This window comes from Nocardia sp. SYP-A9097 (assembly GCF_009649815.1).
Taxonomy (GTDB): Bacteria; Actinomycetota; Actinomycetes; order Mycobacteriales; family Mycobacteriaceae; genus Nocardia.
In genome coordinates this window covers 1-16597 of record NZ_WJIC01000048.1, presented here as the reverse complement: position 1 = coordinate 16597, position 16597 = coordinate 1, and the positions used below count along the sequence as shown (strand labels likewise).

Genomic DNA, 16597 nt, shown 5'->3' with positions numbered 1-16597 from the left:
CGTCAAGAAACGAGTACTACCGACCGTGGTGGGCGAACCCTACCGTTGAGAGCACACTCGCGGGATACGCTTGTTTCATCAAGAAGTGACAGGGGAGCAATCATGAACTGCCCTAAATGTTTTCAACATCTCAGCACCTGTGGGATCTGCGGTGGCAAAGGCTATACGAGTGATTTCGGAAACCGCTTGAACTGCAAGTCCTGCAACAACACCGGCAAGATCTGCTCTACCCACGGCGGGTTCTGGGAAAAATAGAGCACAAAGGACAGTACATCGTGGCGAATACCTACGAGGCATCAATTCTCGACGCTGTCGGACTTCGGCGGTTTGCTCAAGAAGTGTCCTCACGAATCTCGGGGAGCGTTCCCACGCTCGACATCCCGTCGTCGAGGTCGCCCGATGGGGCGATCAGGGTGTGGGAACTCGGCTCGCTGGTCGAAGAAGGCGCGAAAACGATCAGCCACATAGGCGCAGAGACACTTTTCGGTTCCTGGGAAGCGGGATATGTCTACTTCCTGAGCGCTGATGGCAAGCTGCTGGCAGCGCCATACCGGGTTAGCAATAACAAGTTCATACCTGACGACCCAGTAACGGGGACCCACGAGCCGTTGACTCCGTTGGGAGATGAGCAATTGACGGCTCTAGATTGGCGCAATGACGGCGACTACGAGCGTATATCGCCCGACCGTGAAGAATACGAGTATAACCGAAAGATCTGTGTTGCAGCGAAAGGAGATGGGCTGCGCCGAGCCCTGTCGGATCTGCTCGATCCCATACGTGGCGAGCAGGAGCGTGACAAGCATCGCCAACGGGTAGCCGCAGCGCAAAGGCAGCAGCAAGCCCGTCGGCGGGCGCCGTATATCTCAGCATTGAAGGCTGCCGGCCGTCGCGTGCTCTACGCGGCCGCTTTATGGGGATTCACCGCTCTGTGGATCTATCAGCTCTTCGACTACCACGTGCAGGGCGTGCCACGAGGATCGTACCAATCTACGGCCGCTTCATTGATTGTCGGTATCTTCTTGCTGTATTTGGTAGATGTCCGCTACGGGGTACGAAACAGTGCATGGCTGCTTCCAGGATTCGCCTTTGGCGTGTATTGGTTCCTAAAAAAGGATCATTGGGACGTATTCAATGCCGAAACCGGCACTAATGCTCAGCGGTTGAAGATGCACCTCGACTACTCCGTAGCATCGTGGTGGGTTGCTCCCGCGTTGAGCGTACTGGTGTACTTCGTGCTGGCAGTCATCGGTTCTAGGCGCAACTGATGCGAAATCATGCGTGCCGATCGCTGGCGTGCCCAGCTAGCGGTGCGACCGACCGCGGCTAAAGAACATCCGCTACGGCCTGCGGGCTCAGGCGGTTATCGCAATTGTGGACCAGGCGGTGCCTATATGATAGCTGATGCCGTCGCAGCCTCGGCCGCCCAGCATGGTCGGTGAATCGTTCTGCAGCAGCGCGCATTTCCGCGTAGCCGGTCGTGTCATGCCGTATCGGCCGATGGCCAGAACCCGACCGGCGGTGTCGATGAGTTCGACGGTGTCCGAGCGTTTGTGCGGATCCATTCCGATGGGGATGCTCAGCATCTCGTCGGACCCCAGGCCCTGCCACACGACAGGGGCACCCGGATCCGCGCAGTCGTCGACGCACTCATCCCTTAACGCCGAGCCGGACGGCGCAAACGCACTACATTGCCGCTGACCGCTCGGTTCGGGACCGCCGCGGTGCCCGCCTGCGAACGTACTGAACTGCCGATTACCGAGCACCTGTTCCGGCGACAGGGCGGAGGTGGTGTGATCGCGCGGAGTCCATGCAGTCGGATCGACTACTCTCCGCACATGGCATCTGATCTCACACCAGCGATCTTCGGCCTTGTAGGAACCGTCACCGGCGGCGGACTAACGTTTGCGGCCAACTGGCTGACGGGACGAAATCAGCGGCTCATAGCCGATAGAAGTCGGACTCAGGGGTTGCTCGATCGACAGCAGCGGCGCTGTGGTCGATGAACGACCACAGCGAGTGGAAACCGAAGCCACGCTTGAATGTTGGTGCCGCGTGTTGTTTCTCCGAGTGCGCGTCGGTCAGGGTCGCGTCGAGATCGATGATCAACGGATCGGTGGCGCTGATGCCGTGATCGGGGGCGTTGGGTCCGGCCAGCATCCACGCCCGTGCCCGCGCTTGCGCGCGTGCGGAAGCGATGGCGGCCAACACTTTCGGTGCGTCGGCGGCCAGTGCGGTGATCGTGCGCGACACCGTCGGATCCGAGGCCACCCTCCCGAACACTCCGGGCTCGGCCCGCAACAGCGCCAGATCCGCGGCGCAGTCACCACCGATCGCGAGACAGACCGCTAAATCCAGCACGATCTTGCCGGGGTCGTGGATCGCTAGGGGTTTACGCCACGGCTCCAACTGTTCCGATAAATCCCTGGTCAACCCGGTTTTCTCGGCAGTGCGTAGCAGCAGCGTCGTACCCGCGTGCGACACCACACCCGCACCGTTACCGTCGATGACCAGCCGCGGATACGGAGAGATAGACTTGCTCACCAGAAAGGTGCTCCAAAACCTCGATCAATTCTTCCTTCGCAAGTCGAATTATCGCAGGTCGGAGCACCTTTCGCCATTCTCACCGCAGGTCAGGCGCCATTACCATGATTGGCCGAGGCTAGATTCGCTCGCGAAGTTCGGTCATGAAGGTATTAAGCCGTTGGTACTACAACTGGGCAGCTCAGACCGAACGGTGTCAAGAGCTGCCGCCGATGGCCTCGCATCTCTCGGGCCAGCAGCGGCAGTGGAGGCTACAAAGATCTGGTTTCAACATCCGAGCCCAACCACTCGATTCAGCATTTGTGTTGCATCGTTCGTCGCAAGTCAGTTGAGGTTGATCTCCCTCACCCCACGGGAGGCACGTGCGGCAACACCGCCCCTGTCAGCCTTAATGCGTGCGGCCAGCAAAGGCGATACGAGTGCGAACCGCCTCCCCGAATTGTGACGCGCGCGTGGGTCCATTTCTGTGTCGTGGAGTTCCACCGTTGGGTGCGGAGGAGTTCGCCGCGCGCTGACCCGCCCGCAATCCCGAACCGCAGGTGAGGCCCGTGCAGAGGTGCATGGTCCTGGTCCGCCGGTCCGGTGAAATCCGCTGTGGTTGTGTCGGTGTCCACGGCTACGCTGTTCGCCCGTGACGACGACTACCGGTCCGTTGTGGGATCCCCGCACCGAGGAAGACCTGCGTGCCGCCCTCGACCATGGCCTGCTCGAGGAAACGCACTACCTCGATCTCAAGCGCACGGTCGATCCAGGCAAGTCGGCCAACAGGAAGATCGCGGCTGACATCGCCTCCTTCGCGCTCGACGGCGGCACCATCGTCATCGGAGTCGATGAAGGCGCGGACGGCGCGACGCTGAGCCTGTGGCCCGTCGAGCTGGCCGGCTTGCCCGAACGTATCGAGAGCATCGCCGCCACTGTCGTCCACGAGCCGGTGCGCATCAGCACCACCCGCATTCCAGCCGCTGGCAAACCGGGGCAGGGTTACCTCGTCGTCCGAATCCTGCAGTCCCCGCGGGCCCCGCACATGGTCGAAGGCCGCTACTACGGACGCGGTGACAAGGAGAACCGCGTCCTGTCCCAAGAGGAGGTGCTGAGGCTGCACGAACGTCGACTGGCTGGGCGCACCGACATCCTCGCCGAAACCCACCGTGCCATCGAGGAACTCGGCCCGCGCGGGAACACCTCGATTCTAGTGATCCTCGCCGAGCCGATCGGTGCCCCTGACGATCTGCTCGTTCCGCTTACCGAATCGGGTAGCTGGCAGAGCACCGTTCTGTCCCTCGTACAGCAAGCCGCACTGTCCGAGCACCGAGAATACGCGCCGACTCTGGCCGAGGCCGGCAGTTTCGGCCGCCGTGCCAATGCTGTGGCCATCACCACCGGCATGCACGATGGCGCCCGTTTCGAGGCCGGCACGAATCGCGCCGCCGAAATCGCGTTCCATGAGAACGGATCTTTGCTCCTGGCCTCCGAGCGCGCCGTCGAAATCCAGACGTTCCCCCACGTAAACCCGACGACGCCCGACGTCGAGGTGGTGTTCGAGACCTTGATCCTCGGGCACACTCTTCTGATGATGCGGCTAGCCGCTCTGGTCTCCCAGACGTTCGGGTTCAGTGGCACCTGGCGCATCGGGCTGGTCGTGACCGGCCTGCGCGGTACTCGTTCGTTTACCCTCTGTGCCCGGCGTTTCGGGCACGATGGTGCGGTCTACACCGCCGACTCCTACCAGCGGGCCACCGAGGCCACGCTGCTCGACCTCACAGCCGAGCCCCGCACGGTGGTCAAGGCCCTCGTCGCCCCGCTGCTCCGCAGCTTGGACGCCCACCACGCATGGGAAACCTACTTCACCGAGCCCGCCGACGACGGCGGTTAGCTCCGCCGAAACCCTTGCCTGCCAACGTCACCGAACCGATTCGGATCGACTCCGTCACCAGCGGTTGCGATCACCTCATGACCGACAAGAGCGCCCGGCGAGGACGAGGAACTTCTCAGTCAGGCTGCTCTTCAATCGGGGCCACGGCATCATTGCCCGGCTGTGCCCATGCAGCCACCTAGCTGCATGCCGACCAGCGACAGAAGCGACATCAGGCGTTCAATCAGATGGTCGAAGTCCGCCGACGCCGCCTCGGCGAACAGCTTCTCGGCCGCCTCGCTGTCGTCGTTCGCTCGTGCGGTCAACAACCGCAGCGCCCATGTCTGTCCAGCCGACATATCCGGCGACGGTCCAAATTGGTTGCTCAACAGCGGCTCCCAAACATCCGCACATCAGCGTACGACGTTACGTATCGCACCCGTCCCACGCTGACTTCAGCCGACTCAAGTGCGCGGTAATGCCGCATACCGCGCTGCGCAGCTCGGACAGCACAATGCAGTGAAAGATCAACTGGGCTTGGCGATACCAAACTGGCCTGGGGCACCGATCTTATGAAGTGGGGGAGATAAGAGGTCAGTGCGGTTGCTACTCGACGCGCGACAGCGCAGGGGTCCTCATCCCCGAGGGGCGAGTTCGTCGCTTCGAAGTGACCGGGACTGTACAAACAACGGTGTAACTCCGAATCAAGGAGTGGCACTTGATGTCTGATACAACAACGGTCGATGTGGCCGATACTGCTGCGGTGGGCAAGCGTAAGCAGACGAAGACGGCACTGGACAGCGAACTGGTTGGCGAGCTGGTCGCCCAGGCCCGCGCCAGCGGGCTGCAGCTGACCGGAGAAGGCGGTCTGCTGGCGCAGCTGACGAAACTGGTGGTCGAGTCCGCCCTCGACGGGGAGATCACCGACCACCTCGGTTACGACCACAGCGACCCGGCCGGACGGGGAACACCCAACTCCCGCAACGGAACCCGATCCAAGACGGTGGTTACCGACGTTGGGCCGGTCGAGATCGACGTGCCGCGTGATCGGGATGCCAGTTTCGAACCGCAGATCGTGCGCAAGCGCCAGCGCCGGTTGAATGGCGTGGAGAACATGGTGCTGTCGTTGTCAGCAAAAGGGCTCACCCACGGCGAGATCTCGGCGCACCTGCGCGAGGTTTACGGCGCCGAGGTCTCCAAACAGACCATCTCCACCATCACCGACAAGGTGATGGACGGGATGATCGAATGGCAGAACCGGCCCCTGGACCCGGTCTATCCGGTGATTTTCCTCGATGCGATCCACGTGAAAATCCGCGACGGCAAGGTCGCCAACCGGCCGATCTATGTGGCGTTGGCGGTGACCGTCGAGGGTGGTCGCGAGATTCTCGGGTTGTGGGCCGGTGACGGCGGTGAGGGCGCGAAATTCTGGCTGCAGATCCTCACCGAGCTGCGCAACCGCGGCGTCGAAGACGTCTGCATGCTGGTCTGTGACGGGCTGAAGGGCTTGCCTGAGGCGATCGGGCAGGTCTGGCCGGCCGCGGTGGTGCAGACCTGCATCGTGCACCTGCTGCGGGCTTCGTTCTCCTACGCCGGTCGCCAGCACTGGGCCGCTATCGCCGCCGCACTCAAACCGGTCTATACCGCTGCGACCGAAGCCGCTGCGCTGGAACGGTTCTACGAGTTCAGCGAGGAATGGGGCATGAAATACCCTGCCATCATTCGGCTTTGGGAGAACGCGTGGGCGGAGTTCGTGCCGTTCCTGGCCTTCGACACCGAGATCCGCCGCGTCGTCTGCTCGACGAACGCGATCGAGTCGGTCAACGCCCGCATCCGCCGCGCGGTCCGCGCGCGCGGGCATTTTCCCAACGAGCAGGCTGCCCTGAAATGCGTCTACCTGGCTGTCATGGCCCTCGATCCCACCGGCACCGGCCAGAAACGCTGGATTACCCGCTGGAAAGCGGCGTTGAACGCCTTCGACATCACCTTCGAGGGCCGACTCACCGCCGGACGGAAATAACTCAATCAACCCGAGCTACACCGTTATCTGGACAGACCCCCGAACGTTGGGATGCCGAGGTCGGTTCCTGTCGCCGTTCGTCGGAGCGTGGCATCGATCTGAGTGAGCTTGCCCTTTACGCCGCTGTAGCTGACCTGTAGGCCCTCAACTTCGCCGAGCCAGCCTTCGCGTTTCGCCTCGATAATGCGGGCTTCGAGGTTGTCGTGGATCTCCTGGAGCCTGGCACGTTGGGACGGGTCCGGTCTCAGGAGCGAACACCGGACACATGCGTGTTCATGAATGCACGGCGTGGAAAATGCTCTCGCGCAAGTCCCGACAGACACCTTGCGCTTCTCGAAGTGGGACAGGAATGAATCCCACTCTTCATCGGTCGGAGTGCGGTATTCCTCGCCGGGCCGAACCAACCGGCGTCGCGCGATGAAAGCGCGGTGCGCCTCAATGGTTTCCGCAGGGTAGACGGCCTTGTAACCCATGGTCGTATCGATGCTTTTGTGCCCGCAGATGAGTTGGGCAATGTGCGGCGGCAGGCCGTTCATGATCGCGTCGGTGACGAATATCCTCCGAAAGTCGTGGGGGCTGAATATCAGTGGGTCGCCGTTTGGGTCGGTGAGCCGGGTTGCGGCGAGGGCGTTGATGAGCAGCTTGCGGATCGCGGTCGGGGTATAAGCCCGGCGTTCGTTACCGATTCCGCGCTGGAACAGCACTGGCATGGGCGGGTTCCAGATTCGCTCTCTGATGTCGTAGGAGACGATCAGCGGAATGGAGCCGTCCGAATTGCGCAAACGCTGAACGATGGTGCTGAGAATGTCGGCCAGCTCCGGGCTGACCAGTAGCAGGCGCTCGGTGTCGGTCTTGGACGGCGCGATCTGCAGCAGCGGCACTAGCTCGCCGGTGTCGGGTAGCCGGTATTCGGTGATGCTGTGGTGGGACAGCTCGAGCAGTTCCTCGCAGCGGATGCCGGTCAGCCGCAGGACCTCGATGGTGGCGAACGCCCAGAACGCTTCCTCTTCTTCGTAGGACAGGTTGCGCCGTTTGCCGGTCGTGACCTCCTCGGCCCAAACGAATCGCCCGATCATGTTGGGAACAACAGCTTTTCGCAGCTCCCCGGCCGTGCCGTCGATGATCGCCCCGGGTTCTGCCGCGTGTGCTGCGGCCAGGAGCCCGGCCGCAGCCAGACGCCGGTCGTTGACGGTGGCGACGAGGACAGGCAGGACGGGCAGCCGTTCGCGGGTGCGCTGGTCCATCCGAGCCTTGCGGTGCTTGCGTTCTTTGGCCTTCTGAATTTCGGCATCGGTGATCGGGCAGGGCGCAACCCACGGCCCCCAGCGAGCTGGGTCCTCGACGGCCCAGTGCGCGATGTCGAGATAGAGCGCTCGAACCCGCAGCAGTTCGTCCTTGTAGTTCAGCCGCGGCGTCGGCACTTTGACCCGTTCACCGTTCGTGCTGATCCTGGTGCGTTCGACGGTGGCGAGTTCGCCTTTCCAAGTGCGCAGGACCTGAGGCGGGATCCGAAGCGTGTCGATGCCTGGAGCGAGGGTTTCGATGCGAGCCCAGAACAGCCCGGCGAGTGTTCTCGATGCGGCATCGAGACTGGTGAAGTCGAGTGAGGGCTGCCGTTCACGGAGGTAGTCGATCAACAAGTTCCGGACAGGTTCGGACTGGATGCGGTAGCGGTCGACGAGTTGTTCGATCGTGAGCCGCCCGCCTGCCAGGCCGAAGGCGCGGATGCTGTGAGGCGCGTTGTCAGGGAAGATTCCGAGCGCGCGGAGCCGGAGGTAGAAGTCGACCTTCTTCTGGCCGCCGCGGGTATGGACCTGGCGCATCGTTTCGACGAGCTCCACGCAGTCTCCGACTGCGATGTCGGCGATGGTGCCGCCCTTGCAGGCCAAGATGATCGCGATGCGCGACGCGGCAACCTTCGAGTCCGCATACGAGCTGTCCTGCTCGCCGGCTGCCAACTCGGCAAGTCGAGCGAACCCGTGTCGATCCCTGACTTCTGCCATGACGGCAATCAGATACCGATGGGACCGCGTCAGCATCCACGCCATGCCGGGACGCAACACGTCGCCGCAGGTCAACATCAAAAGCCCGGACTGCAAATCGACTGGACCGCCGGGCCCGGTCCTGCCCTGGTTCTCCGCCAGCCACGCCACCGGCAGCTTCACCCAATCCGGTCCGCGATGCCTCTCGGCTCCGCTCGCCAACCACCGCGCTTGCCAGGTCTCACCGGGGAACGTCGACAACCAGGACAGGATCTTGGCGACACCGCGCCGCCGGCCATCCCGAGTTCGCTTGAATCCGCCCACGAACGGTGGAGAGCCCAGCCGTTCCCGCACTTGGTCAGCTGTCGCCGCGGTGTGCGGCCACCACGCCTCGGCAGGCCGTGGTGGAAATTCGTTGCGCAGCTGAGCATTCCGCTGGCGCTGCTCGCCAGCGACTGCTGCGATGCCGGACAGAGGCTTGCGTGTGCTGTGTTTGACGACGGAGGTCACATCGTCCTCCCGAACAGCACGCTCAATGTCTGCGGGTCGTAACCAGGTGCAGGAGGTGGGGGTATCGGTTTGTCGCGTTGTTCGGCGGTGCGGGCGTGATGAGCCAAGACTTCGGCGATCACCTCGTTGTTGTCAGGGGTCAGGTAGATCTCGGTGGTGGACAGGTGCGCATGCCCCAAGATGAGCTGTACGTCGCTCAAGGTCAGTTGCGGGTCGCGGGCCATTCTCGCGGCTGCGCTGTGGCGCAGGTCGTGCAGGGTCCAGTCCGCTCCGAGAATGGCGTTGGCGCGCTCGAACATTCGGTGTGCCGCGTGATAGTTCAACGGCCGCCGCGGCCGCCGAAGCGTCCACCACACTGGCTCGATCCGGCCTGGCGGAATCTGGCCGTGCATTTCCTCCTGATACAACCTCAGCCAGACAAAAGCATCAGTCGACGCCGGAACCTGCTGGCTCACTCGGGAGCCCTTGCGCACCACGGTGATCAGCTGCTGGCCGGGGTCGATATCGCACTTCCGAACTCCCAGCAGTTCCGAGGCACGCACCCCGGTCGAGACCCAGAAGGCCACCAGCGCCCGATCGCGATTCGACCATCAAACGAAAGAATATTTCATTGAACGTAATCACGGCACGAAATCGACTGATCATCAAGTGGATTGGCGACCATGGATGCGCGTGTCGTTGATAGGCTGCAGGCCACCTCGCAACCGTCGCGACAACGCCTCCGACCAGCACATTTTTGGTATTAGGGTGTATCGAGTGCCGACCGATCGGAGTCTTGCATTCGATGAAATTGCGATCAGAAGGCGTAACCGTGCGGGATCCGGCGGTTACGCCACTATCGCAGATAATCCACCGAGTCGAGCAGCTGCGCGGGCCACATATCTCCAGGTCGCGCGCTGTACTAGGCTCGTGGGACTGGTGAGGTCGCGTATTCAACCGTCGCCAGTTGCGGTCGATTCTTGGACCATTCGGGCGTCCGTTCGGCCACGCAAGCGACGGGCTACCCATTGCATCGCAAGAGGTTTGAAATTTGATGGGTTCGTGGAGCGTTCGGGGAGGGGTGTAGGCTTTCCTGTTCGGGTATAGGTTGCGGGGGTTGTTGCGGAGTTCGGACGTAGGTTGCGGGTTCTGAGACGTAGGCCGGTTCCGGCGGGCAGACTGCCTGCTCGCGCCGAGCTTGATTCCGGTGCGCGGGGACGCGCCTATGTCGCCAGCGGGCGGTGAGTTCGAGATCGTCTACGTCGACGCTGGTTGCGGTGAGCGGCGGTTGGCGTTGACCGATGCGTGGGCGGTGCCATTTGGGAACTCCCTGCCGATGCGTGCTCCGATCTGGCGATACGCCAACCCCATCAGATCGCCGCCCCGGCCGACACGACCTCGGTGCGCGTTGCCTGCGGATCCTGCGGCGTTGGGTGGTGAGCCCGTCACGATCGGTCGAGACGGGCTCACGGTGTGATGGTCAGGCGGCGTCGGTCAGGTCATGCCCGTCGTCATCGAGCCTGACACCGGCAGCAGGGGTCGGTACTTGAGTATCGGCGATTCTGCGTAGGACGTGGATCAAAACCTCTGCAAGGCTGGTGAATTCGCGCTTACTCATACCACGCGGGTCGTTGCCCGTGTCGATGCGTTCCTGACGGGTCCACAGTGTGGTGGTCCAGTCATGGTAGGCGGGATGCAGGTGGTGCAGATCGTGTCCCACCATGTCGCCGATAACCACGGCGAACCGCGACGGCAGATGAATAAGTGCCACCCTGAGCGCCCAATGCGTCCACCCAGTGATCCGAGCGAAACCAGCCCTGTCGGGCTCCGGTAGCGGTTCGAGGAAGAACCTCCCCCAGGTCCGCTCGGCGTACTCGCTGCGTGTCGGAGACTGTGAGGTGATCGTCCACGCGTGTTCGGACAACAGCTGCAGAAACGCGGCGACGTGATACAGCGGCACCAGCGGCATGAGCACGGCCAGCATGAACACCCACCACGGCACCAGCAGAGCAGGCACGGCCAACAGGCCGACATAGGCGGCGGCAACGAGCTTGCGATGCCACGGTGCGGTCACAAAATTGGTGCGCAACCTGGCTGCGAAGAACACCGCATGGAATCGCGGCGACACCACCGCCAGCCGCATACGGCGACGCAGGGTCGCAAGGGACTCACCGGGACGGAATCCGAGCTTCACGAGGAAGATCGAGTCCGGGTCGTTCTCGGTTGTGAACCGTTTCCCGTTGTGATGGCCACGCACGTGGGTCTCGAAGTACTCCTCAAAGTGCTGGGTTAATGACAGCGTGCTAACGAGCACCTGCAAACGGTAGTTGTGCTTTTTCTTGGCCAGTAGCTCGTTGTGGACCGCGTGATGAGCGACGACGACCTGGAAATTGCGCAACGCGTTCACCTGGACGAGCCACAGCAGTGGGAGCGCGAGAACTCCGGTCAACGGGTGAGTGCTCAGCAGCCACAGGCCGACAGCGGTGGCGAGCAGCCACTGAATAATGACCTGGATCGACTTGCGTCGGGGACTGGCGACCCACGGTGGCAGTGACTCCCCTACGGCTGCCTTGCCGGTCAGGATAGTGATCGCCGGCTGCATCCACGCAGGGAAGCGCTGTGTGTAGCTGTGGCGGAGTTCGGCGGCGTTCGGTCGCTGCTGGACCAGCCGGAGCCGCTTGTCGTTGTTCGACATGGATTCCTCTCGAGTTGGGGACGGATCGAGGGCCCGGCGACACCAGTTGCCACCCGCCTGATGCAGGCGGAGTCGGGTCGACCCGTCAACACCAGTTGTCCATGACCGGCGGGCTTCCGGCGGATTCGGGAGCCTTTTGGGTGATTGAATGCGCAGGTCAGACGTTATTTCCGGATTTCCGATCCGGATCCGATCCGGACGTGGAACGCGCCAATCACTTGAGGCAAAACCCTGGCGACGCTCGGCGATCGCGACTGCGTTGAAGAAGCTCTCGAGGTGGCGGACACGACGTTCTAGCAGGGCCAGGTCTGCGGCGGTGAGGCGCGGCTGGGGTCAGCCAGCAACACCGATTCCGGACGCGGTGTTCTACGGCACGGCGGACGACTCTGACAGCACGTGATCGCTGCCTTGGCTATGTGGTGGGTTCGACTGCTTTCCAGGGTGCGGCGGGGGCCCCGACCGCATCCAACCCAAAACGCGGCGTCAGCCCCTCGGCGCCGGGCCACAACCGGGACAACTCCGCTGTCGCATTGATGTCTCCGCCATCGGCTGCGCAGTGAAGCAACCGGACGGCACCTGGGCGGTCCCCGGCCTGCTCCAGTACTCGGGCCAGTGACGACATCGCAGAGATGTTCCCGTTCTCGGCGGCCTCTCGCGCCAGTCGTTCGGCCTCTGGTAAGTCCCCGCTCTGCGCCCGTCTTCTGGAAAGTGCGACCAAAGCGATGGCGGATCCGGCGGCGGCGGCGCCCTTGTACAGCGCATCGGCGCCACCGTGTCCGGACTGCTCCCGCCGCCGTGCGAGTTCCACGAGTGCGACGGGGTTCCCGTTCTTGGCGGCCTCTCGCGCCAGTCGTTCGGCCTCTTCTGGGTTCCCGGCCTGCTCCCGCAACAGAACCAGGTCAGCAAGTGCGGCGGCGTCTCCTGCGGCCGCCTCTCGCTCCAACTCGTCGACCCTTTCGAGTACAAGGGGCTCGCGCACTTCGAGAGAACCCGAACCAGGGAACTTGAATATCGTGCTCTGACCGACCAAGGGGATGTCGCGGCCTTCTATGCGGATCAAAATCTCCGCTTCGCTGCTGGGAGTTCCGTCGAAGTTCCGTCGTTCCACCATTTCGTTCAGCAACGAGAAGTTCATAGGGAAGCCGGCCTCCATGTGCAGGTCCGTGGCGACGATGTTGTCACCGACCCGACTTCGCATATCGGCCAGCTCCATAAGGGCGATCTTGTCTCCGGCATCAGCGGCCTTCCGATAGTGGGTGGCCGCGATAGACCATCGCCCCCGACAAGCGGCTGCCCGACCGAGACGATAGTGGTCTTCAGGGGTGCGGGCGTGCCGGTGGGTGGCTTGCCAGAACGAGGCGGGTGGAGCGATCAGGCAGCGTGATCTGCGCAGCTCCTGTTCGAGGTAGTCGGCGAGCAAGTACGCTTTCGGCGCTGCGGGCCGGTCGGGGTCTTTCCGGATCGGCGTCAACGGGCCGGGGACGCCGCGGCATTCCTGCCTCAGATAGTCGAAAGCCTTTTTTGCCCAACCCTTTCGGAGGGCGTTCCATTGCGTTTCGGTCATATACCCCTTGACAGCGTCGGCCAGGAGCGGCAGCGGCAATTCCCGACCGTGGCCCAGGCGTCTGGCGTCGGAGGCGGCATCGACGAGAGCCTTGGCGGCGGGCGGCGCGAGTCTGTAACGCTCCAGTAGCGCGGGTGCGCCGGCGAGGAACTGGGTGATCTGATCCCCGGCCTCCTCCTGTGCGAGCGCGAGGCGGGGATCCTCGGCGGCTGCGCCTCGCAGGTCGATGAGTGCGTCGTCGTCGAAGGCGTCCGGGACCCGGATGGAGTTGGATTCCAGCAGTGCACGGGCCTGAGCGTGGAGATCCGGGTCGCCAGCTGCCGGTCTGCGGGTCAGCTTGTCGTGGGACTCGGGCCACAGGGTGCCCAGGATCAGCACGGGTGACCGTGTCGGGTCGTTAAGCAGCTCCCGCACTCCCGCCGCCGCTTGCTCTCCTGCTAGGGCATCGAGGTAGAGCTGGATCTCGTTGAGCCACAGCACCGTGCAGGTGCTGAGACGGCCGCCGACGAGTCCCTCCGTGAGTGCCTGCCCTGGGGAAGGAGCCAGCGGATGCCAAAGCCGCCACGGGGCGGGAAGGGAATGGATAGCTTCCAAGCATGCCCGCGTTTTGCCGGTCGACGATCCCCCCACCAGCACCGCGATCCCGCTTTGACCATCGGCGGCGCATTCGACAGTCTTCCGTAGCAGTTCGTCGTGGTGGCGGCGAATGTAGGGCGGCAGCAGCGGAAGCCCGGTCGCGGTCGCTCCGGCGTCGATCGCCCTGTGCACTTCCAACGCGAACGGATCACTCAGGTCACCTATCAGCTGTCCCAGAGCAACATGTCCTGCCTCTGGTCGCTGGCCTTCGTGCATCTGTTGCACGACATCGGGTCTCGTGCTGCCGAGTCCGCCAGCTCTAGGTTGAGACGACGGCTTCTCTTTCGCGGCCGCTTGACGCAGGCACTCCCAATAGCCCGAGTCTTTTGTGCCGACTGCGCTGCTTTTCGTTGGTGGCGAGTTCAGCAGATATTCGACGAGGCATCTGAGAGCCTTCGATTTCCTTGGGACTGATTCGCCGGTGAGCCAATTGCTCACAGTGGCGTCTTTCAGGTCGACCTTAGGGTTTTGTGCCTCGCCGTGCCGGGTCAGCGTGTCGAGCGTGGGGCTGTTCGCTGCCACGTACAACGCCGTCAGCGCCTGCGCAAACCTCTTCCGGGCCGCACCTGGGGTCTGCCCTGGATCAATCGACGAGTTCATTTCGCGGCACCCGCTTCGCAAATCCCACCGGATCGGGATCAGTTCCGGTCAAGATCCTGACCGGAACACCGGAGGAAAACGGCTGACCTGCACATATCATCACGGTAGCCGCTTACAGCCTCGCCGGGAACCCCCCGTCGCGACGGGCCAACTGGTGTCGACGGGGGTAGAGCGGCGCCGACCCGCAACGGATAGCCGAACGGACCAGCGTGGTCTCGCGATCTGCACGCCGAGCCCCCAAATCCGCAAGGTAGGCCCAAACACCCAGGCAGTTCGAACTGTCCAGCTGACCTTTGCAGGCCGTAGGTCAGTCGGTCACTGTCCGCAACCTCCGCGCGAAACAGACATAGGCGCTGATGTCCTGTCCAGATGCAGTTGGGAGTAGCTCTTCTGCAGTGAGCCTCTGAGCTGTGGTTACAGGGTTGGGGCTGTTGCGGTGGTCGGGGTTCGGCCTATGGTCGGAGCGGGGGTTCGGAGGCGGCGATGGGCTCGTGGTTGGAGGAACTCGGGCGGCGGGAGGCCGATGCCCGGGAGCGGGCGCAGGGGTTGCGTGAGCGGATCGCGGAGCTGGGCGAGCAGTTGGCGCTCGAGGAGCGGCTGGTGTCGCGTTTGCAGGTCACGCGGGAGACGATGATCGAGATTCTCGGTGCGACAGGCGATCTCGATGAGCGTGTCGAGTCGGGCGGGGCCGGCGGCGTTTCGCCGGGGCCGGAGTTCGGGAGTGGGTCGCCGATCGGGGTGGTGCTGGTGCCGCAGCGCGGGCCGGGGATGGAGGTATCGGTGCTGCCGGAGGACTATCAGGATGTTGTGGAGGTGCTCGCCGATGCCGGGCGGCCGTTGCGGGCCGGGCATATCGCCGCGGCGCTCGGGCTCGAGATCGCACCGGCGAAAGTCGAAGGGCTGCGCTCGAAACTCAAGCGCCTGGTGGCGCGGGGCTGGTTGAACGAGCAGACGCCGGGCCTGTTCACGATCATCGAATGAGGTTGGTGCATAGCGTTATTGACGGGCTCCTCCCCGTAGTTTCGAAGATGCCACTCAACAGAAACCTCGCGGAAGAAGAGCCCGGTGACACGTTACGATACGGGCGCCATTGCTGACCCCTTTGACGAGTCGAGAAAGCAATTCGAGACCATGGTCGCCGACCTCGCCGGTCGGGCGACCGCGACCATGCCACACCACCAACTCGAGGACCTCGTCCACGAGCGAGGCCGGGATCTACTGCGGCAGCTGCTGCAGGACCATCTCGATCTGCGCGCGATGCGCGAGGAAACGGAACTGGACCGTCACCGGCTGGCGCGTGGGTCGGTTTTCGGACGAAATCGGGTCGAGCACAGTCATACTCGCCAGCTGGCGACTCTCGTCGGACCGGTGACAGTGCGCCGGGCCGCCCTGCGCGCGCCCGGTGAACGCAATATCTATCCCGCTGACTCGGTGTTGTCGCTGCCGGCGGGGCGTCACAGCCACGGCCTGCGCCGCCCAGCAGTCCTCGAAGCGGTCCGATCGTCCTACGACACAACACGATCGGCGATCACGCGATGGTGCGGTCCGGTCGCTGGCAAACGGCAACTCGAAGGGCTCGTCGCTGCCGCCGCGGTCGACATCGACGCCTTCTACGCGGCGAGAGTTCCGCAACCGGCCGCCGCGGACACACTGCTGGTGGTCTCGATCGATGGGAAGGGCATCGTGATGCGGCCCGAAGCGTTGCGCGAGGCCACCCGCAAGGCGGCCGAGGGCGCGACCGGGGTGTTCCGGACCCGTCTGGCCTCAGGCGAGAAGCCTCACCGCAAGCGCATGGCCACTCTCGCCGCGGTTTACGACGCCGATCCCGCACCCCGACGACCGCACGACGTGATCGTCGTTCCCGGCGGACCGCGCGGCGGTGACCGTCCGCCGCGCTGCGGTCCGCACGCGGTGAGCACCTGGCTGACCGCTTCGATCGACAAGAGTCCCGCCGAGGTTGTCGCCGCGGCGTTCGCCCAGGCCGAGGCCCGTGATCCCACCCATCAGCGGACCTGGATCGCCGTGGTCGACGGCGACTACCGCCAGATCGAGTTGATCCGTGGCGAGGCCGCCCGACACCGGACGCGCGTTCACATTCTGCTGGACCTGGTGCACGTCCTGGAATATCTCTGGCGGGCCGGCTGGTGCTTCCACACTCCCGGCGACCCTGCCGTCGAGGACTGGGTCGCCACCCAGGCCCTGCAAGTTCTGAGCGGCC

The 16597-nt window shown here is 63.6% G+C and carries 11 protein-coding genes and 1 pseudogene; 5 read left to right on the top strand and 7 right to left on the bottom strand.

What is annotated here, in order from left to right:
- The first annotated feature begins 275 nt into the window (after positions 1-275).
- Complete coding sequence (locus GFY24_RS38925; RefSeq protein ID WP_153810137.1) at positions 276-1265, top strand: hypothetical protein; 990 nt, start codon at positions 276-278, stop codon at positions 1263-1265.
- Positions 1266-1352: 87 nt separating this feature from the next.
- On the opposite strand, the gene GFY24_RS38920 is transcribed toward GFY24_RS38925, so the two are convergent.
- Positions 1353-1610: a hypothetical protein gene (locus GFY24_RS38920; RefSeq protein ID WP_153810136.1), complete on the bottom strand. Its 258-nt coding sequence runs from the start codon at positions 1608-1610 to the stop codon at positions 1353-1355.
- Between the two features lie 382 nt (positions 1611-1992).
- Positions 1993-2541, bottom strand: a pseudogene (locus GFY24_RS38915) (transposase); the annotation flags it as partial.
- A 631-nt stretch (positions 2542-3172) separates the two neighbouring features.
- Between GFY24_RS38915 and GFY24_RS38910 the strand changes: the two are divergent.
- Positions 3173-4414, top strand: coding sequence for an ATP-binding protein (locus tag GFY24_RS38910; protein WP_309231880.1), 1242 nt, complete (start codon positions 3173-3175; stop codon positions 4412-4414).
- 149 nt (positions 4415-4563) lie between these two features.
- On the opposite strand, the gene GFY24_RS38905 is transcribed toward GFY24_RS38910, so the two are convergent.
- Positions 4564-4782: a hypothetical protein gene (locus GFY24_RS38905; RefSeq protein ID WP_153810134.1), complete on the bottom strand. Its 219-nt coding sequence runs from the start codon at positions 4780-4782 to the stop codon at positions 4564-4566.
- 332 nt (positions 4783-5114) lie between these two features.
- Here GFY24_RS38905 and GFY24_RS38900 point away from each other — a divergent pair, with 332 nt between their 5' ends.
- Entirely contained in the window at positions 5115-6413 is a 1299-nt protein-coding gene (locus tag GFY24_RS38900) for an IS256 family transposase (protein ID WP_228567096.1), read from the top strand.
- Between the two features lie 23 nt (positions 6414-6436).
- Here the strand turns inward: GFY24_RS38900 and GFY24_RS38895 are convergent, their stop codons facing one another.
- The 4 genes from GFY24_RS38895 to GFY24_RS38880 all read right to left on the bottom strand — a co-directional run bounded on the left by GFY24_RS38895 (position 6437) and on the right by GFY24_RS38880 (position 14379).
- Positions 6437-8905: a site-specific integrase gene (locus GFY24_RS38895; protein WP_309231879.1), complete on the bottom strand. Its 2469-nt coding sequence runs from the start codon at positions 8903-8905 to the stop codon at positions 6437-6439.
- Positions 8902-9447 carry a site-specific integrase gene (locus GFY24_RS38890; protein WP_309231881.1) on the bottom strand — a complete coding sequence of 182 codons (546 nt, stop codon included), beginning with the start codon at positions 9445-9447 and terminating at the stop codon, positions 8902-8904. Before GFY24_RS38890 ends, GFY24_RS38895 begins: the two co-directional genes overlap by 4 nt.
- A gap of 917 nt (positions 9448-10364) precedes the next feature.
- A complete protein-coding gene (locus tag GFY24_RS38885; protein WP_153810133.1) occupies positions 10365-11579 on the bottom strand; it encodes a hypothetical protein in 1215 nt (404 codons plus the stop codon).
- Between the two features lie 412 nt (positions 11580-11991).
- The gene (locus GFY24_RS38880) at positions 11992-14379 is read right to left on the bottom strand and encodes a transcriptional regulator (RefSeq protein ID WP_153810132.1); all 2388 of its coding nucleotides are present in this window, start codon (positions 14377-14379) and stop codon (positions 11992-11994) included.
- A gap of 483 nt (positions 14380-14862) precedes the next feature.
- Here GFY24_RS38880 and GFY24_RS43240 point away from each other — a divergent pair, with 483 nt between their 5' ends.
- On the top strand, positions 14863-15360 hold the full coding sequence (locus tag GFY24_RS43240; RefSeq protein ID WP_153810131.1) for a hypothetical protein: 498 nt from the start codon (positions 14863-14865) through the stop codon (positions 15358-15360).
- An 84-nt stretch (positions 15361-15444) separates the two neighbouring features.
- A partial coding sequence (locus GFY24_RS38870) for an ISKra4 family transposase (RefSeq protein WP_153810130.1) occupies positions 15445-16597 on the top strand: 1153 nt, incomplete at its 3' end.